This window comes from Nocardia sp. NPDC004168, assembly GCF_040610355.1.
GTDB lineage: Bacteria > Actinomycetota > Actinomycetes > Mycobacteriales > Mycobacteriaceae > Nocardia > Nocardia sichangensis.
Genome location: NZ_JBEXME010000006.1, coordinates 205,678 through 226,934 on the forward strand (window position 1 = coordinate 205,678; position 21,257 = coordinate 226,934).

Below are 21,257 nucleotides of genomic sequence, written 5' to 3' on the forward strand. Positions count from 1 at the left end.
CGGCCGCCACCTGGATCAGCGTGAACCGGATCAGCGGCGGCGCGGCCAGGTCGAACCGGCTCATGCGATCGGCCTCGATCAGGTCGTCGGCCGCACCGGATTCGATCCGGTCGTGCTCGGCCCACGCCACCCGGACGCTGTCCAGCACGATCTGCACCGGGTTGCCGTCGTGGTCGCTGACGAACGCGGTGCGCAGGTTCTCGTAGCGGTCCACCAGAGCCTGTGCGGCCGAGCGCAACCGGGCGGCGTCCACCCGGCCGGTGAGCGTCAGCACCGCCTGGGCGGTGTACACGTCCACCGAGGTCGCCGCGAGGCGGGCGTGGAACAACAGACCGGCCTGCAACGCCGACAGCGGCCACACGTCGGCCAGCGCCGGGAAGCGCCGCTCCCAGACGTCGATATCGCGTTGCGTGCTGCGCACCAGCGCGAAGTCCGACGGTGTATGCCCGCCCGCGCCCGCCGAATTGGCGTGCCGCGCGACAGCTTCCAGCGCCGCGGTCCACAATTCGCCGAACTCGCGCACCTCGGCGGCCGACAGCAGGGTCGACGGGTAGCCGATGTTGGCGGTCAGCTTGTCGCCGACCACGATCGCGTTCACGTCCAGCGGCGCCATCGCGGGCATGTCCGCGTCGTAGGCCCCGCCCAGCGCGCCGAGTTCCGGCGCGGGGATCCAGCCGAAGCCGCGCAGCGACTCCGGCACGTCACCCTCGGAGACGCGGCCGAGGTAGTTGAAACTCACCTGGCCGGGCAGCTCACGCGGCAACTCGGCCGCGGTCTCGGTGTTCAGGTACCGCAGCAGGCCGTAGCCGATGCCCTTGTCGGGCACCGACAGCAACTGCTCCTTGACCGCCTTCACGGCCGCGCCCAGCGCGGGACCGCCGGTGAACGCGGCATCGACGTCGATGCCGGACAGGTCGAAGGCGACCGGGTAGATCGCGGTGAACCAGCCGACGGTGCGCGACAGATCCGCACCCGGCACCACGTCTTCCTCGCGGCCGTGACCCTCCAAGCGGATCAGCAGCGAATCCTCGCCGCGAGCGGCCACCCGCCGCGCCCGCCACTTGGCGGTGGCCAGCGCCAGCGCGGTCAGCAGGCCGTCGTTCACACCGCCGTGGAACAGCGCCGGAACCGTGGTGAGCAGGGCCTTGGTGACCTCGGCGGACACCTCGACCTGATGCTTCTCGATGACGCCCGAGGTGTCGAGAGCCGGATCCATCGCACGCTCGGTCAGCAGCGGATCGGCCGTACCGACCACCGAACGCCAGTAGTCCAGTTCGGCCACCCGCTCCGGGCTGACCGCTTCGCGTTCCAGCGCGTGCGCCCACGCGCGCATCGACGTGGCCGGGGCGACCAGCTCGGGCGTCTGCCCGGCGGTGCGCTGCCCCCACGCGGCGACGAAGTCGGGCACCAGGATGCGCCAGGAGACGCCGTCCACCACCAAGTGGTGGGCGACGACGATCAGGCGTCCGGCGCGCTCGGCGGAATCCGGCTCGAGCCAGACGAACCGGATGACCACGCCCGCGGCCGGATCGAGCCGGTCCAGCGACTCGTCCAGTGCCGCCGCGGCGATCTCGACCAGGTCGGCGTCGGTGACGTTCGCGTCGAACTCGGTGCGATCGATCAGCGCGTCCACCGCGACCGTGCCCGGCGCGGCGGTCTCGACCACCCAGTCGTCGCCGTCGCGGCGCAGGCTCGCGCGCAGCATGTCGTGGCGATCGATGACCGCGCCGACCGTCGCGGCGATGCCCGCCCGGTCGATGCCGATCGGCAGTTCCAGCGCCAGCGTCTGGTTGAACCGGCCGAACGAGCCGCGCCGCTCGGCCATGAACCGCACCACCGGCGTCAACGGCATAGCGCCGATGCCGCCGCCGGGCGGCTCAGCCAGCGTCGTCGCCGACGCCTCGGCCGCCTCGGTGGTCTCCGCGACCGAGGCCAGCCCGGCCACGGTGCGCTGCTCGAACACGTGCCGCGGCGTGAACACCACGCCGCGCGCCTTGGCCCGCGACACCAACTGGATGGAGACGATGCTGTCGCCGCCGAGCGCGAAGAAGGAGTCGTCCACGCCGACCCGCTCCACGCCGAGCACCTCGGCGAACACTTCCGCGATGGTCTGCTCGACCGGCGTGCGCGCCGCACGGAACACGACCTCGGTCGCGAACACGGGCTCCGGCAGCGCCTTACGGTCCAGCTTGCCCACCGGGGTGAGCGGCACATGGTCGATCACCATGATCGACGAGGGCACCATGTAGGCGGGCAGGCGCTCCTCGACGTGCGCGGTCAGCGCCGCGACGTCGATCGAATGACCTTGCGCGGCAACGACGTACGACACCAGCGACACGGCGCCCGCGGCGCTCTTGTGGCCCACGGTGACGGCGAAGTCGACGGTCTCGTGCGAGGCGAGCGCGGCGTCGATCTCGCCGAGTTCGATGCGGAAACCGCGCACCTTCACCTGGAAGTCGGAGCGGCCTACGTATTCGACAACAAGCGATTCGACTCCTCCAGCGGGCGCGGAGCCCGCGGAGTGCCCGATCCGGATCCAGCGCACCACGTCGCCGGTGCGGTACATCCGCGCGCCGGGCACGTACGGGTTGGCGACGAACCGTTCCGCCGACAGGCCGGGGCGGGCGTGGTAGCCACGCGCCAGCTGGACGCCCGACAGATACAGCTCACCCGCGACACCCACCGGAACGGGCCGCAGCTGGGCGTCCAGGATCAGCGACTGCATGCCGCGGGTCGGGCCACCGATGGTGACCCGGTCGCCGGGCGCGAGCGCGTCGCTGATGTTGGTCATGATCGTGGTCTCGGTCGGGCCGTAACCGTTGTGGAAGCGGCGGCCCGAACCGTCCGGCGCGCCACCCCACTTGGTGACCAGATCGGCCGGCACGGCCTCGCCGCCCGCCACGATCACCCGCATGCCTGCCAGCGCGGCCGAATCCAGCGACGCGAGCACCGACGGGGTGATGAAGGCGTGCGTGACCCGCTCGGCGCGGATCAGCTCGGACAGTTCCTCGCCGCCGTACACGCCGGGCGGGCAGACCACCAGGGCGCCGCCGCGGCCGATCGCGAGCAGGAACTCCAGGATCGAGGCGTCGAAGCTGGGCGAGGCGAAATGCAGTGCGCGCGTGTCGGAGTCGACGTCGTAGCGGGCGTTCTGCTCGTCGCGGAAGTTCGCGAGACCGGCGTGGGTGACCACGACGCCCTTGGGCACGCCGGTGGAACCGGAGGTGTAGATGACGTAGGCCGGGTGCTCCGGCCGCACCGGGCGCACCCGGTCGGCGTCGGTCACCGGGGCGCTGTCGAACCCGTCGAGCTCCAGCTCGTCGAGTACCAGCCACTCGACCGATTCCGGCAGTTCGGCGCGCACCGACGCCACGGTCAGGCCGATCGGGGAACCGGAGTCGGTGACCATGTGCGCGATGCGGTCGGCCGGATAGGTCGGGTCGATCGGCACGAACGCGCCACCGGACTTCGACACCGCCCACTCGGCGAAGTACGACTCGTCCGAGCGCGGCACGGCGACGGCCACCAGATCCTCGGTGCCGATGCCGCGTTCGATCAGCAAGCGGGCCAGGCGGTTCGATCGCGCGTCCAGCTCGCCATAAGAGACACTTCTCCCCTGGAACACCACGGCGGGCGCCTCGGGATCGATGGCGGCGGCCTCGGCGATCAGGTCCGGCAGCGTCCGCGCGGGCGTGGCGGGCGCGCCGGTGCGCGCGACCAGGTCGGCGCGCTCGGCGGCGTCGAGCACGTCGATCGCGCCGACGGCGACCGACGGATCGGCCGCCACCGCGGCGAGCACACGCTCCCAGCGATCCACGATGGCCGCGGCGGTCGACTCGTCGAACAGCTCGGTGGCGTAGGTGAGCGCCAAAGCCATGGCGCCGGAACCGGTTTCGCCGCGCTCGGCGAGGGTGAACTGCAGGTCGAAGCGCGCGACGTTCTCTTCCAGGTCCAGCGCGGATACCGAAAGCCCCGGCAGTTCCAGGGTGGTGCGCTCCAGGTTCTGGAACGCCAGCATCACCTGGAACAGCGGGTTGCGGGCCTGCGAGCGCTCCGGCGCGAGCAGTTCCACCAGCCGCTCGAACGGCACGTCGGCGTTGCCGTAGGCGTCCAGGTCGGTGCGGCGCACGCGGCCGAGCAGGTCGGCGAACGACTCGCCGGGCTCGATACCGGTCCGCAGCACCAGGGTGTTGACGAACATGCCGACCAGGTCGTCGAGCGCGGCCTCGCCGCGGCCCGCGATCGGGGTGCCGACCGCGACGTCGTCGCTGCCGGACAGGCGCGCCAGCAGCACCGCCAGCGCGCCGTGCATCACCATGAACAGCGACGCGCCGCGTTGCCGCGCGATCTCCTCGAGCGCGGCGATCAATTCACCGGACAGCTCGCGGTGCAACGTCGCGCCGCGGTGCGAGGCGACGGCCGGACGCGGGCGGTCGGTGGGCAGGGCCAGTTCGTCGGGGATGTCGTCGAGCGCGTGCCGCCAGTAGGCGACCTGCTTCGCCAGCAGGGAGTCGGAATCGTCCTCGGACCCGAGGATCTCGCGTTGCCACACCGCGAAGTCGGCGTACTGCACCGCCAGCGGCGCCCAGCCGGGTGCGCTGCCGGTGCTGCGCGCGGTGTAGGCGGCCATCACGTCGCGGGTCAACGGTCCCATCGAGAAACCGTCGGCCGCGATGTGGTGCACCACCACGACGAGCACATGCTCGTCCGGCCCGGCCGCGTACAGCCGGGTGCGCAGCGGAACCTGTTCGGCCACGTCGAATCCGGTGGTGACGAACTCGGTCACCGTCTCGATCAACCGCGCCGGGTCCACCGCCACGGGACGCAGATCCAGGGCGATGTCCTCGGCGGGCACGATCACCTGGACCGGGGTGCCGCCGTGCTCGGGGTAACGGGTACGCAGCGATTCGTGCCTGCGCACCACATCGGCCACCGCCAGCCGCAGCGCTTCGACGTCCAGCGCGCCGGTGAGCCTGATGGCGATCGGCAGGTTATAGGCCGCCGAGGAGGTGTCGTACTTGTTCAGGAACCACATGCGCTGCTGCGCGAACGACAGCGGCACCAGTTCGCCCGCCGCGCGCTCGCGGGCGACGAGCCGGGCGCGGGCCGCGCCGTCGGCGTGCGATTCCACCCGAGCGGCGAGCGCTTCCACCGTCGAGGCCTCGAACAGGGTGCGCACCGCGACCGTCGTCCCCAGCGCCGCGCCGATGCGGGCGACCACCCTGGTCGCGATCAGCGAGTTGCCGCCGAGGTCGAAGAAGTCGTCGTCCACGCCGACCCGCTCCAGGCCGAGCACGTCGGCGAACACCGCCGCCACGGTCTCCTGCACCGGCGTGACCGGCGCGCGGAACGCGCGCGAGGTCGCCGTCGGGGCGGGCAGCGCGCGACGGTCCAGCTTCCCGTTGACGGTCAGCGGGATCCATTCCAGCCGCACCACGGCCGAGGGCACCATGTAGGCGGGCAGTTGCGCGGCCGCGCCGTCGCGCACCGCGTCCAGCACGGGCTCGGCATCCGGCTCGGACACCACGTAGGCGACGATCCGCTGATCGCCGGGCTGGTCCTCACGCACGATGACCGCGGCCTGCGCGATACCGGGCTGGGCGAGGATCGCGGACTCGATCTCGCCGAGTTCGATGCGGAAGCCGCGCACCTTCACCTGGTCGTCGGCGCGGCCCAGGTACTCGAGTTCACCGAAGCGGTTCCAGCGGGCGAGGTCGCCGGAGCGATACAGCCGCCCACCCGGCGTGCCGCCCATCGGGTCGGCGACGAAACGGGTCGCCGACAGATCCGGGCGTCCGAGGTAGCCGCGCGCCAATTGCGGGCCCGCCACGTACATCTCGCCCGCGACGCCGACCGGCACCGGGCGCAGCCTGCTGTCGAGAACGTACACCCGCAGACCGGCGATGGCGCGGCCGACCACGCTGCCGGAGGCGGCGGCGACGGTCGCGGCGTCCAGCGCGCGATAGGACACGTGCACCGTGGTCTCGGTGATGCCGTACATGTTGACCAGCAGCGGCGCGGTGCCAGCCGTCGCGCCGGTGCCGTCGCCGTGGCGCGCCACCCAATCCGACAGCCTGCGCAGTTCCAGCGCCTCACCGCCGAACACCACATACCGCAGCGCCAGAGCGGCGGCGTCGGGCGCGGCGTTCCGGTCGGCCTCGGCCAGCTGGTAGAACGCCGACGGGGTCTGGTTGAGCACCGTGACCCGCTCGGCGCGCAGCAGTTCCAGGAACTGCTCCGGCGAGCGCGAGGTGTAGTAGTCGACCACCACGAGGGTGCCGCCGAACAGCAGCGGACCCCACAGCTCCCACACCGAGAAGTCGAAGGCGTAGCTGTGGAACAGCGTCCACACGTCGCCGGGTCCGAAACCGAAGTCGCGGTCGGTATTCGCGAACAGCCGCACCACGTTGCGGTGCGCCACCGCGACGCCCTTCGGGCGGCCGGTCGAGCCGGAGGTGTAGATCACGTACGCCACGTTGTCCGGCGTGAGCGCGGCGTTGCGGTCGGCGTTGGTGATCGGGGCGTCGTCGGCGTCCTCGACGTTGCCGGTCTCCACCGCGAACCCGTCGAGCACGACCGACGGCAGCCCGGCGGGCACCTCGACCTGCACCGTGGAGTCGAGCACCACGCTGGTCGGCCGCGAATCGGCGAGCACGTAGGCGATGCGCTCGGCCGGATAGGTCGGGTCCACCGGCACGTAACCCGCGCCGGTCTTCACCACCGCCAGCAGCGCCACCACCAAATCCAGCGACCGCGGCAGGATCACCGCGACCAGCGTCTCCGGCCCCGCGCCATCGCTGATCAGCCTGCGCGCCAGCACATTCGCGCGCCGGTCCAGCTCCGCGTAGGTCAGCGTCTCCACGCCGAAGCGGGCCGCGACACGGTGCGGATGCGCGGCCACAGCCGCGTCGAACAGCCCCACCAAGGTGATGTTCGGATCGGCGAAAAGCCCTGCGACGCTTTCGGAACCCGACGACACCCAGCGCTGCGAGACGTCCAGCCGCTCGCCCTCGCCGAGCAGATCGATATCGCCGATCGCCGCCCGAGGATCCTCGGCGACCCCGCGCAGGATGCGCACGAAACGATCCGCGAACGCGGCCACCGTCTCGGGATCGAACAGCTCGGTGGCGTAGTTCCACGACAGCGTCAACCCGCCGTCGGCGGCCTCGCCCACGGTGAGCTGCACGTCGAATTTCGCGGTGCCCGGATCGAACTCGACCGCGGCGACCTCGACGCCACCGGGCAGCGCGACCGCACCGAGAGCGGCCGCCGAGGCCGCCTCGAAGGTCAGCGCGACCTGGAACAGCGGGTGATGCGCCTGCGATCGCGCCGGGCTGAGCACGTCCACCAGCCGCTCGAACGGCACGTCGGCGTTGGCGAAGGCGGCCAGATCCGTGCGGCGCACCTGCTCGAGCAGCTCGTCGAAGCCTGCGCCCGGCTCGACCTCGCTGCGCAGCACGAGCGTGTTGACGAACATGCCGACCACGTCGTCGAGCGCGCGTTCACCACGGCCCGCGATCGGCGTGCCGATCGCGACGTCGGTGCTGCCCGACAACCGGCCCGCCCACACCGCCAGCACGGCGTGCACCACCATGAACAGCGTCACGCCGCGGGCGCGCGCCAGCTCCGACAGCGCCTCGTGCACCTGCGCGTCGACCGAGAAATCATGCGTGCCACCGGCATTGGAGGCGCTCTCCGGCCGCGGCCGGTCGGCGGGCAGCTCGATCTGATCGGGCAGGTCACGCAACTGCTCGGTCCAGTAGGCGATCTGCCGGGCCGCGACGGAGTCCGCGTCGTCCTCGGCGCCGAGCACCTCACGCTGCCACAGCGCGTAGTCGGCGTACTGCACCTCGAGCGGAGCCCAGGACGGCACCTCGCCGCGAGCGCGCTCGGTGTAGGCGAGCACGACATCGCGCAGCAACGGCCGCAGCGAGAAACCGTCCGCGCTGATGTGATGCAGCACCAGCACCGCGACGTGCTCGGTCGCCGACAGCGACAACAGGCTCGCCCGGAACGGGATCTCGGCGGTCACGTCGAAGCCGACGCTCGCCAGCTCGACGATCCGCGCGGGCAGCGCGTCCGCGGCGACGGGCTCGGCGACCAGTTCGAAGGCGACCTCACCGACCGGCAGCACGCGCTGGTAGCCGGTGCCCTCCACCTCGGGGTAGATCGTGCGCAGCGCCTCGTGGCGCGCGAGCACGTCGCCGATGGCCGCACCCAGCGCGTCGACGTCCAGCGCACCGCTCAGCCGCAGCGCCACCGGAATGTTGTTCACCGCGGTGCGGTTGTCGAACCGGTTGAGGAACCACATCCGCTGCTGAGCCAACGACAGCGGCACCAGCTCGGGACGCTCCCGCGCCACCAGCGGCGTCCGGCCACCCTCGCCCGCGGCCGATTCCACCTTCGCCGCCAGCGCGACCACGGTCGACGCCTCGAACAGCGTGCGCACCGGCACCTGCGTGTTCAGCGCCTCACCCAGCCGCGCCGCCACCTGCGTGGCGACCAGCGAGTTACCGCCCAGCTCGAAGAAGTCGTCGTCCAGGCCGACCCGCTCCACGCCGAGCACCTCGGCGAAGGTCGCGGCCACGATCTCCTGCACCGGCGTGGCGGGCGCACGGAACACCTTGGCCTCGAACACCGGCTCCGGCAGCGCCCTGCGATCGAGCTTGCCGGAGGCGTTGAGCGGGAACTCGTCCAGCACCACATAGGCCGCGGGCACCATGTACCCCGGCAGCCGCGCGCCGAGTTCGGCCTTGACCGACTCGACGTCCACCACCCGGTCCGGGTCCGTCACCAGGTACGCGACCAGCTGGTCACCGGTCCGCTCGTCGGTGCGCACCACGACCACCGCCTGCGCCACCGACTCCAGCGCCGTCAGCGCCGACTCGATCTCGCCCAGCTCGATGCGCAGACCGCGCACCTTCACCTGGAAGTCGGTGCGGCCCAAGTACTCCAGCTCGCCCTTGTCGGTCCAGGCCACCAGGTCGCCGGTGCGGTACATCCGCTCGGCAGTGCCGAACGGGTTGGCCACGAAGCGCTCGGTGGTCAGATCGGGGCGGCCCACATAGCCGTGCGCCAGCTGCGCGCCCGCGAGGTACAGCTCGCCGGGCACGCCGACCGGAACCGGCCGCAGCCGCGAATCCAGCACGTACACCTGCGTGTTGAACACCGGAGCGCCGATCGGCACCGACACCGTGTCGGCCTCGGTCACCTCGTGGAAGGTGACGTCGACCGCGGCCTCGGTCGGGCCGTACAGGTTGTGCAGCCGCGCGCCGGTCAGCTCGCGCAACTTCTGCGCGGTCACCGCGGGCAGCGCCTCACCGGACGCGAAAACGTTGCGCAGGCTCGTGCATTCGGCCGCGCGCTCCTCGGCGACGAACACCGACAGCATCGACGGCACGAAGTGCACCGTGGTGACCTGCTCGTCGACGATCAACCGCGCCAGGTACGCGGGATCGCGATGACCGTCCGGCTTCGCCACCACCAGGCGCGCGCCGACCTGCAACGGCCAGAAGAACTCCCACACCGACACGTCGAACGTCGCGGGCGTCTTCTGCAACACCACGTCGTAGGCCGCCAAGCCGTATTCGGCGTGCATCCACACCAGACGGTTGACGATCGCGGCGTGCGAGACCGCCACACCCTTCGGGCGGCCGGTCGAACCGGACGTGAAGATCACGTACGCGGTGTTGGCCGGACGCAGCGGCTTGTGCCGGTCGGCGTCGGTCAGCGGCCCGTCGGAGAACTCCGACAGGTCGAGCTGATCGATGCGTACCTGCCGGGAAACCGTGGTCTCCAGGTCCGAACCGGAGGTCAGCACGCACACCGGGCGCGCGGTCTCCAGGATGTAGTCGATGCGCTCGGCCGGATGGTCCGGATCCAGCGGCACGTACGCGCCGCCCGCGGCGTTCACCGCGTACATGCCGACCACCAGGTCGATCGAGCGGCGCATGCCCAGTGCCACATACGATTCCGGGCCGACGCCGTTGACCTTGAGCCAGCGCGCCAGTTGGTGCACCCGGCGGGCGAACTCGGCGTAGGACAGACTCGTCCCCTCGAACGTCACCGCGGGACTGTCCGGAGTGCGCGCGACCTGCGCCTCGAACAGCGAGACCAGGGTCGCGGCGGCGTCGCCGACCGGCGAGGTGAGCGCGGCGTCGACCGGGAATTCGGTGGCGTTCCAGCGCTCGATCACCAAGGCCCGCTCGGCGTCGTCGAGCAGGTCGATGTCGCCGACGGTGACCGACGGATCGGCGGCGATGCCGTGCAGCACGCGCACGAACCGCTCGGCGAACGTCCCGGCGAAAACGCCGTCGAACAGGTCGGTGGCATAGACGAGTTCGGCGTCCATCGCCGTCTCGGCCCCGGGGACCTCGCTGAGTGTGAGCTGCAGGTCGAACTTCGCCGTCGGCTGGTCGATGCCCAGCTCGGAGACGGTGAGACCGGGCAGTTCCAGCGCGGTGCGGCCGAGGTTCTGGAACGACAGCATCACCTGGAACAGCGGATGCCGCGCCTGCGAACGCGCCGGGTTGAGCACCTCGACCAGCCGCTCGAACGGCACGTCCGCGTGCGCGAACGCCTGCAGGTCGCGTTCGCGGACCCGGGCGAGCAGATCGGCGAACGGCTCGGCGGTGTCCACCTCGGCGCGCAACACCAAGGTGTTGACGAACATGCCGACCAGATCGTCGAGCGCCTGCTCGCCACGACCGGCGACCGGGATGCCGATGGCGATGTCCTCGGAGCCGCTCAACCGCGCCAGCAGCGCGGCGAAGGCGCCGTGCACCACCATGAACAGCGTGCTGCCGTGCGTCTGCGCGACCCGGTTCAGGTCTTCGATCAGCTCGCCCGGCACCCGGAACCGATAGGTGCCCGCGCCGTAGGAGGCGACCGCGGGCCGCGGACGACCGGCCAGGCGCAGTTCATCGGGCAGCCCGGCCAGCGTCTCGCGCCAGTAGTCGAGCTGCTCGGAGATCAGCGAGGTCGGGTCGTCCTCGGAGCCGAGCGTGTCGCGCTGCCACAGCGCGAAGTCCACGTACTGCACCGCCAGCGGCGGCCAGCCCGGCTCAGCCGCCGAGGTGCGCGCCACGTAAGCGGTCATCAGGTCGCGCACCAGCGGACGCATGGAGAAGCCATCCGCGGCGATGTGGTGCACCACCACGACCAGCACGTAGTCGTCCGGGGCGAGCCGGTAGGCGCGCAGGCGCACCGGCGGCTGGGTGGTCACGTCGAAGCCGCGCTCGACGAACTCGTAGAGGACGCCGAGCAATTGCCCCTCGGCCACCTCGACCACGTCCAGCTCGGGAATCGCCCTGGTGGCGTTCAACACCCGCTGGTAGGCCACGCCGTCGCGCGACGGGTAGATGGTGCGCAGCGATTCGTGGCGCCCGACCACGTCGGCGACCGCGCCGCGCAGCGCGTCCAGATCCAGCGCGCCTTCCAGCCGCACCGCGGCCGGGATGTTGTAGGTGGCGGAGGCCGCGCCTGATGTGGTCGCTGCGCTCCCGATGTCGAAGCGGTTGAGGAACCACATGCGCTGCTGCGCCAGCGACAGCGGCGGGTGCTCGGGACGCACCTGTGCCGTGAGCGCCTGGCGCGCACCGCTTCCCGCGTGTGACTCGATCCGCGCGGCGAGCGCGCCCACGGTCGGGGCCTCGAACAGCACGCGCACGCCGACCTCGGTGTTCAGCGCGGCGCTGACGCGGGCGGTCACCTGGGTGGCGACCAGCGAGTTGCCGCCGAGCTCGAAGAAGTCGTCGTCCACGCCGACGCGCGGCACGCCGAGCAGGTCGGCGAAGATCTCCGCGACGATCTCCTCGATCGGAGTCGAGGGCGCGCGGAACACCCTGGCCTCGAACACCGGAGCAGGCAGCGCCCTGCGGTCCAGCTTGCCGGAGGCGTTCACCGGGAAGGCGTCCAGCACGACCAGCGCGGCCGGGACCATGTAGCCCGGCAGCGCCGCGGCCAGCGCGGACTTCACCTCGTCGATGTCCACAGCCACATACGGTTCGCAGACCAGGTAGCCCACCAGCTGATCGCCCGCGTGCGCGTCGGAGCGCAGCACGACCACCGATTGCGCGATACCCGGCTGCGCCAGCAGTGCGGCCTCGATCTCGCCCAGCTCGATACGCAGACCGCGCAGCTTCACCTGGAAGTCGGTGCGGCCCAGGTACTCCAGCTCGCCGTCCGGAGTCCAGGCCACCAAGTCACCGGTGCGGTACATCCGCTCCCCCGGCGCGCCGTACGGGTTGGCCACGAACCGGTCGGCGGTCAGGTCCGAGCGGCCCAGGTAGCCGAGCGCCAGCTGATCGCCCGCGAGATACAGCTCACCCGCGACACCCGGCGCGACCGGGTGCAGGCGGCTGTCCAACACGAAGACGCGGGTGTTCCACACCGGGCGTCCGATCGGCACCGACACCGTATCGGCCTCGGTCGCCTCGTGGTAGGTCACGTCGACGGCGGCCTCGGTCGGGCCGTACAAGTTGTGCAGCCGCGCGCCGGTCAGCTCGCGCAGACGCTGCGCCGTCTGCGCGGGCAGCGCCTCACCGGAGGCGAAGACCTGCCGCAGCCGCGGCGCGGGCAGTCCGTCGCCGTTCTCGTTGCCGAGCGTGGAGACGAAGACCGAGAGCATCGACGGCACGAAATGCGCCGTGGTGATCTGCTTCTCGGCGATGATCTGGGACAGGTACACCGGGTCGCGGTGCCCCTCCGGGCGCGCCACGACCAGCCTGGCCCCGGTCTGCAACGGCCAGAAGAACTCCCACACCGACACGTCGAACGTGGCGGGCGTCTTCTGCAACACCGCGTCATCGCGACCGATCGGGTACTCGTGCTGCATCCACAGCAACCGGTTCACGATCGCTTCGTGGCTGACCGCAACACCCTTCGGGCGTCCGGTCGAACCGGACGTGAAGATGACGTACGCGGTGTTCTCCGGCCGCAGCGGGCGCGTGCGCTCGGCATCCGTGATCGGCGCGCCGCTGGTCTCGGCGAAACCGGGCACGCCCTCGATGCCTTCCACCGACAGCGCGGTCACCGCGGGCTGCGGGTCCAGGCCGAATCCGTCCGCCGAGCGGTACAGGATCATCCGCGGGCGGGCGGTCTCGATGATGTAGTTGATCCGGTCGGCGGGCTGATCCGGGTCCAGCGGCACGTAAGCCGCGCCGGTCTGCACCACCGCGTACATCGCGACGACCAGTTCGGTGGAACGCCGCAGCGCCAGCGCCACCAGCGATTCCGGGCCCACGCCCGCGCCGATGAGCTGGCGGGCGATGCGGTTGGCCCGCTCCTGGAACTGGCGGTAGGTCAGCCGCTCGCCTTCGAAGTCCAGCGCGATCGCGTCCGGCGTCGCCGCCGCCTGCGCGTCGAACAGCGAGACCAGCGTCGCGACCTGGTCCACCGGGTGCCCGGTGTCGTTCCAGTCGATCAGCACCCGCGCGCGTTCCTCGGACGCGAGCAGGTCGATGTCGCCGATCGGGACGTCCGGGTCGGCGGTCACGGCCGCGAGGATGCGGTCCAGGCGCCGGGCGAACGCCGCGACCGTCGGCTCGTCGAAAAGATCCAGGGCGTAGGAGAATTCGGCCGACATGCCCGCCGAATCGCCGTGGTCGTCCTGCGTCTCCGACAGGGTCAGCTGCAGGTCGAACTTGGCCAGCCGGGCGTCGTAGTCGATGCCGTTGACCGAGAGACCGGGCAGTTCCAAGCTGGCCTGCCGGGTGTTCTGGAAGGTCAGCATCACCTGGAACAGCGGATGCCGCGCCTGCGAACGCGCCGGGTTGAGCACCTCGACCAGGCGCTCGAACGGTACGTCCGCGTGCGCGAAGGCGTGCAGGTCGGTCTCGCGGGAGCGGGCGAGCAGGTCGGCGAAGCTCATTGCGCCGTCCACCTCGGTGCGCAGCACCAGGGTGTTGACGAACATGCCGATCAGGTCGTCCAGCGCGGCTTCACCGCGACCGGCGACCGGGGTGCCGATGGCGATGTCGCTGGTGCCGCTGGCGCGGGCGAGCAGGACCGCCAGCGCGCTGTGCAGCACCATGAACAGCGATGCGTTGTGCCTGCGGCCCAGCTCGATCAGGGCGCGCTGGGTCTCGCCGGAGATCACGAACGGATAGGTGCCGCCGCGGTAGGAGGCGACGGCCGGGCGCGGCCGGTCCGACGGCAGCGTCAATTCGTCGGGCAGATCGGCCAGTTCGCGCGTCCAGTACCGGATCTGGTTGGCGATCAGCGAACTCGGGTCGTCCTCGGAGCCGAGCACCTCGCGCTGCCACAGCGCGTAGTCGGCGTACTGCACCGGCAGCGCCGACCACGCGGGCGCCTCCCACGACGTGCGGGCGGCGTAGGCCACCATCACGTCACGGGCCAGCGGGCCCATCGACCAGCCGTCGGCCGAGATGTGGTGCACCACCATGCCCAGCACGTACTCGGTCTCGCTGATCTCGAACAGCCGGGCGTGCAGCGGCACTTCGCTGGTCACGTCGAACGCCATCGACGCCAGCTCGACCAGGTGATCGATCAGGTTGTGCTCGGTCACCCGCACCGGGGTCAGGTCCGGCACGATCTGCGCCGCGTCCAGCACCACCTGCACGGGGCCGGTTTTGGTCTCCGGGAACACCGTCCGCAGCGACTCGTGCCGATCGATCACGTCGATGACCGCGACCTGCAACGCGGCGATGTCCAGATCGCCGGACAACCGGATCGCGACCGGGATGTTGTTGACCGCCGAGGAGGTGTCGAAACGGTTGAGGAACCACATGCGCTGCTGCGCCAGCGACAACGGCACCTGCTCCGGACGGTGCCGGGCCACCAGCGCCTTGCGCGCGCCGTCCCCGGCGTGCGACTCCACCCGCGCGGCCAGCGCCGCGACCGTGGACGCCTCGAACAGCATGCGCACCGGCACCCTGGTGTCCAGCGCGATGCCGAGGCGGGAGGCCACCTGGGTGGCGATCAGCGAGTTGCCGCCCAGCTCGAAGAAGTCGTCGTCCACGCCGACGCGGGAGATACCGAGTACCTCACCGAAGATCTGCGCGACGATCTCCTCGATCGGCGTGGTCGGGGCGCGGAATTCGCGCACCTCGAACACCGGCGCAGGCAGCGCCTTGCGGTCCAGCTTGCCGGAGGCGTTCAGCGGGAACGCCTCGAGCACCACGATCGCCGAGGGCACCATGTACGCGGGCAGCGTGCGGTGCAGCGCGTTCTTGATGCTGTCCAGGTCGACGGGACCGCCGCCGGTGACCACGTAGGCGACCAGCTGGTCGCCCGCGACGGTGTCCATGACCAGCACCACGGCCTGGGTGACGGCCGGATGGTCGAGCAGGGCGGTCTCGATCTCGCCGAGCTCGATGCGCTGACCGCGGAACTTCACCTGGAAGTCGGTGCGGCCGATGTACTCCAGCAGGCCGGCGCTGCCCACCTCCGGATCGCGCGGACGCACCCAGCGCACCAGGTCGCCGGTGCGGTACAGGCGGGAGCCGGGCGGGCCGAACGGGTCGGCGACGAAGCGCTCGGCGGACAGGTCGGGACGGCCGTGGTAGCCGCGGGCGGTCTGCACGCCGCCCAGGTACAGCTCGCCGGGCACGCCGACCGGAACCGGGGCGAGGCCCTCGTCCAGCACGTAGGTCTGCGCGTTCCACACCGGGCGGCCGATCGGCACCGACGTGGGCGCGACCTCGTTGAGCTGCCAGGCGGTGGCGTGCACGGTGAACTCGGTCGGGCCGTAAAGGTTGTGCACCGCGGCGGTGGAGAACTGCCGGAACGCGGTGACGGTCGCGGGCGGCAGCGCCTCACCGGCGACCAGAACCGCGCGCAGCGAGGCGCATTCGGCGGTGTCGGCGGACCCGGCGAACACCGACAGCATGGACGGCACGAACGAGGTCATGGTGACCCGGTGCCGTCCGATGATCTCCGACAAGTAGATCGGATCGCGGTGGCCGTCCGGCGCGGCGATCAGCATGCGGGCGCCGACGGCCAGCGTGCCGAACAGCTCCCACACCGACACGTCGAAGGTGACCGGCGTCTTCTGCAGGATCACGTCGGCCGGGCCGATCCGGTATTCGGCGGTGATCCAGGCGATCTGGTTGACCACCGACGCGTGGCTGACCGCGACGCCCTTGGGGCGGCCGGTGGAGCCGGAGGTGTAGAGCACGTATGCGGTGTTCGCGGCGCGCAGCGGGGCGCGGCGCTCGGCGTCGGTGACGGGCTCGTCGCCGAATCCGCTCAGGTCCAGGGTGTCCAGCGTCAGCACCGGGATGTCGGCGGCGGTGACGTTGTCGCCGGTGGTGGTGAGCACGCACACCGGAGACGAGCTGTCGAGTACGTATTCGGTGCGCTCGGCCGGGTGGTCGGGGTCGATCGGCACGTAGCCGCCACCGGCGGTCAGCGTGGCGTAGATCGCCACCAGCATGTCCACCGAGCGGCGGATGCCGACCGCGACCAACGTCTCCGGGCCGACGCCCGCGTCGATCAGCTTGCGCGCCAAGCGGTTCACCCGCGCGGCGAACTCGGCGTAGGTCAGCTCGATCGGCGCGCCGAACTCCTCCGCGCCGCGCGTGCCGCCGTCGAACAGGACGGCCGGGTCGTCCGGCCTGCCCCGCACCTGCTCTTCGAACAGCTCGAGCACGGTGGCGGCGGGCACGTCGTGCCCGGTGTGGTTCCACTCGGTCAGCACCCGGGCGCGCTCGGCCTCGTCGAGGATCTCGATGTCGCGCACCGTGGTTCCCGGCGCGGCGACGGCGGCTTCCAGCACGCGCAGGTAGCGGCGGCCGAACTCGGCGACGGTGGGCGCGTCGAACAGGTCGGTGGCGAAGGAGATGACCGCGCCCATGCCTGCGGGCTCACCGTTCGCGCCGCGTTCCTCGGTGACCGTCCATTGCAGGTCGAACTTGGCGATGTCGACCTCGAGCTCGTCGGCGGTGACCGAGAGCCCGGGCAGTTCCAGGGTCGCGTGCGACATCTCCTGGAACGACAGCATCACCTGGAACAGCGGATGCCGCGCCTGCGAGCGGGTCGGGTTGAGCACCTCGACCAGCCGCTCGAACGGCACGTCCGCGAACGCGAACGCGGCGAGATCGGTTTCCCTGGTGCGGCCGAGGAATTCGGCGAACGACTCGCTGCCGTCCACTTCCGAACGCAGCACGAGGGTGTTGACGAACATGCCGATCAGGTCGTCGAGCGCTTGCTCGCCGCGCCCGGCCACCGGGGTGCCGATCGCGATGTCGCTGGTGCCGGACAACCGGGCCAGCAGCACGGCCAGCGAGGCGTGCATGACCATGAAAAGGCTGACGCCCTGCGCGCGGGCCAGCGCGACCAGCCGCCGGTGCAACTCGGCGTCGATGTCGAAACTCACCCGGCTGCCGTGGAAGCTCTGCACCGGCGGGCGCGGGCGGTCCGCGGGCAGGTCGAGCTGATCCGGCAGGCCCGCCAATGCCCTGCGCCAATAGGCGATCTCGCGCGCCGCCATGGACGCGGGATCGGATTCCGCGCCGAGCAGCTCGCGCTGCCACACGCTGAAGTCCTGGTACTGCACCGGCAGCGGCGCCCAGCTCGGCGCCTCGCCCGCGCTGCGGGACAGGTAGGCGGCGGCCACGTCGCGCGCCAGCGGGCCGAAGGAGAAGCCGTCGGCCGCGATGTGGTGCACGACGAACGCCAGCGCGTAGTCCGCCGCGCCGTTGCCACGCCCGCCGGTGACCGCGAAGACCCGCACCCGGATCGGCAGCTCGGTCGAGACGTCGAAGCCGCGCGCGGCGAATTCGGCCAGCGCGCCGTGCAGTTCGGCCTCGTCGATCGGCTGCACCTCGATGCCGAGGTCGACCTGGTCGACCGGGAGCACCTGCTGGTAGCCGCCGTCGCCGGACTCGGGGAAGATCGTGCGCAGCGACTGCTGCCGCTCGACCACGTCCAGCAGCGCCGACTGCAACGCTTCCAGGTCCACCTGGCCGCGCAACCGCACCACGAACGGCAGGTTGTAGGTCGGCACGGTCGGGTCGAACTGGTTGATGAACCACATACGCTGCTGTGCCAGCGACAGCGGCACCCGCTCCGGCAGCTGCTGGGCCACCAGCGGCGGGCGCGATTCGCCCACGGGCGCGGCGTTTTCCGCGCGCGCGGCGATACCGGCGACGGTCGGGGTCTCGAACAGCGCGCGCACCCCGATCTGGGTGCCGAACGCGGCGCCGATGCGCGCCACCACCTGGGTGGCGACCAGCGAGTTGCCGCCCAGGTCGAAGAAGTTGTCGTCGATGCCGACGCGGTCCTGGCTGAGCACGTCGGCGAAGATGCCCGCCACGATCTGCTCGGCCTGGGTGCGCGGCGCGCGGAAGTCGCCGGCGTCGGCGCTGAACACCGGCTCCGGCAGCGCCTTGCGGTCCAGCTTGCCGCTGGTGTTGAGCGGGAAGGCGTCCAGCACCATGATCGACGCGGGCACCATGTAGCTGGGCAGCTGCTCGGCGGCGAACCTGGTCAGCTCCACCGGTTCCACGCTGTGACCGGGAGCGGGCACGACGTAGGCCACCAGCTGCTGACCGGTCGCGGTGTCCACCACCAGCACGACGGCCTGGCTGACCGCGGGGTGGGCGAGCAGATCGGTCTCGATCTCCCCCAGCTCGATGCGCTGGCCGCGGAACTTCACCTGGAAGTCGGTGCGGCCGATGTATTCCAGCGTGCCCGCTTCGTTCCAGCGCACCAGGTCGCCGGTGCGGTACATCCGCTCGCCCGTGCTCGACAGCGGGTTCGCGACGAAGCGATCCGAGGTCAAGTCGGGACGGCCGCGGTAGCCGCGGGCGAGCTGACGCCCGCCCAGGTACAGCTCACCGGGCGCGCCGATCGCGGCCGGGCGCAACCGCGAATCCAGCACGTAGACCTGGACGTTCCACTCCGGGATACCGATCGGCACGGTCACCGTGTCGGCGGCCGTCGCCTCCCAGTAGGTCACCGAGACCGCGGCCTCGGTCGGGCCGTACAGGTTGTGCAGCCCCGCGTCGGTGATGGCGCGGAAGCCGGCCGCGGTCTCCGGCGGCAACGCCTCGCCGATCACGAAAACCGCCCGCAGCGTCGCGCATTGGGCCTGCGTAGCGTGCGCGACGAAGACTGTCAGCATGGACGGGACGAAGTCGGTCACGGTGACCCCGTGCCGGGCGATCATCTCCGCCACGTACAGCGGGTCGCGGTGCCCGTCCGGCGACGCGATGACCAGCTTCGCGCCCACCATCAGCGGCAGGAAGTAACCCCACAGCGACACGTCGAACGTGGTCGCCGTCTTCTGCAGGTACACGTCTTGCGCGGTCAGCCGGTACTCGTCGAGCATCCACAGCTGCTGATTGACGATCGCGTGGTGGGTGACCGCGACGCCCTTGGGGCGGCCGGTCGAACCCGAGGTGTAGATGACGTAGGCGGTGTTGTCCGGACGCAGCGGGGCCAGGCGGTCGGCGTCGGTCACCGGGTCGGCGGAGTACGCCGAGGTATCCAGGGTGTCGATCTCCACCCGCCGCACCGCCTGCGGCAGCTCCAGCTCGTCGGCCGAGTGCGTCAGCACGCACACCGGCGCGGCGCTGTCGAGGATGTAGGCGGTGCGCTCGGCCGGATGATCCGGATCGATCGGCACGTACGCGCCACCGGCCTTCAGCACCGCGTGCATGCCGATCACCAGCTCCAGCGAGCGGCGCATGCCCAGCGCGACCAGCGACTCCGGGCCCACGCCGTCGGCGATCAGGAAACGAGCCAGCCGGTTGACCCGCGCGTCGAACTCCCGATACGTCAGCGTCGCGGAGCGACTCGATGAGGGGTGGTGGTCGGGCGACGGGTGGGCCAGCGTCGCGCCCTCGAAGTCGAGGGCGATGTTGTCCGGGGTCCGCGACATCTGCGCGTCCAGCAGCGCCGCGAGCGTGGTGGCCGGAACGTCCTGCTCGGAGTCGTTCCACTCCAGCAGCGTCCGCTCACGCTCCTCGGCGGTGGCGACCGGAAGCCCCCACACGCCGGCGTCCGCCTCGGCGGCGAGGAAGCGATCGAAGAACTCCAGGAACCGGCCGTGGTGGCGGCGCGCCTCGTCCTCGGTGTAGAGGTTGGGGTTGGTCTCGAAGTCGATGTGCGATCGCGTGCCCGCGACCGACTGGTAGAAGTTGACGCCGAGATCCTCGATGCTGCCGGTCGACAGCACGCTGAGCTGCCCGACCATCGGGCCGAGCGCGATCTCGTCACCGAACAGCATGATGTTGACCCACGGCCCGAAGAACTCCGTGGTCACCACACCGTCACCGGCCGCGTCGCGGCGGATGTCCTCGTGCCGGTACCGCTGGTGCCGCAACGCGCCGGACACCTCGACCGCCACCTGCTTGAGCAGCCCCGACACCGTCGTGTCGTGGCCCACGTGCAGCCGCAGCGGCACGATGTTCGACGACACGCCGCCCGAGCGGCGCATCGCCGCGGTGGTGCGCGCGGTCACCGGCAGGCTGAGAATGACGTCCTCGACGCCGTTCCACTGCGCCAGATACGCGGCGAAACCGGCCAGCAGCAGACCGGCGGGCGAGGAATCGTGCCGCGCGACCGCCGCGTCCAGCAGGGTATTCTGCTCGTCCGACAGCGCGGCGCTGGCGATGCCGTTGATCGCGGCGGGCGGCGCGGAACGGCCGGTCAGGCTGGTGCCTTCCTCCAGCCCCGCCACCCGCTGCGCCCAATACTCCTTGTCGGAGGCGAAGCGGGAACTCTCCCGATAGGCGATCTCCTGCTCATACAGCGTGTGCAGGTCGGTCGCCTTGGAAACAGCCGGTTCGACCCCGTCGACATAGGCGGTGTAGAGCTCAGCGATGCGATTCACATAGGTCATCGCGCCGAAGCCATCGAGCGCGACGTGATGCGAGCGGGAATACCAGTACCAATGATCGTCGGCCAGCTGCAGCGCCGCGACCTTGATCAACCGGTCGTTCAGCAGGTCGAACGGACGGCTGTACTCCGCGCGCATCCACGCCATCGCGGCGGCGGCCGGATCGGCCTCGCCGCGCAGATCGACGTACACGACCTTGTCGTAATCGGCGATCGAGTGGTCGACGAACTGCAGCGGCTCGCCATCGCGCTCGACGATCCGCAGGAACCCGGAACCCAACTCGTGCGACGCGTCGATGCTGGCCCGCTCGAGCACATCGACATCCAGCTCACCGTGCAGGTCGACGTACTGCGCGATCGTGACCGGCACCTGCGGGTCGACGTGCTGCGCGTACCAGATGCCCAGCTGAGCGGGAGACAACGGGAACGCACCCGACAGGTCGGGTGCTACC

General features: G+C 71.0%; 1 protein-coding gene (running past one end of the window). It reads right to left on the reverse strand.

What is annotated here, in order from left to right; translation table 11 throughout:
- A protein-coding gene (locus ABZW96_RS14835) for a non-ribosomal peptide synthase/polyketide synthase (protein WP_355074760.1) crosses the window boundary here: on the reverse strand, positions 1 to 21,226 show its start. It extends 22,517 nt beyond the left edge of the window; 21,226 of the gene's 43,743 nt are visible here — the first part of the coding sequence; the start codon lies at positions 21,224 to 21,226; the stop codon falls past the left edge of the window.
- Positions 21,227 to 21,257: the final 31 nt, after the last annotated feature.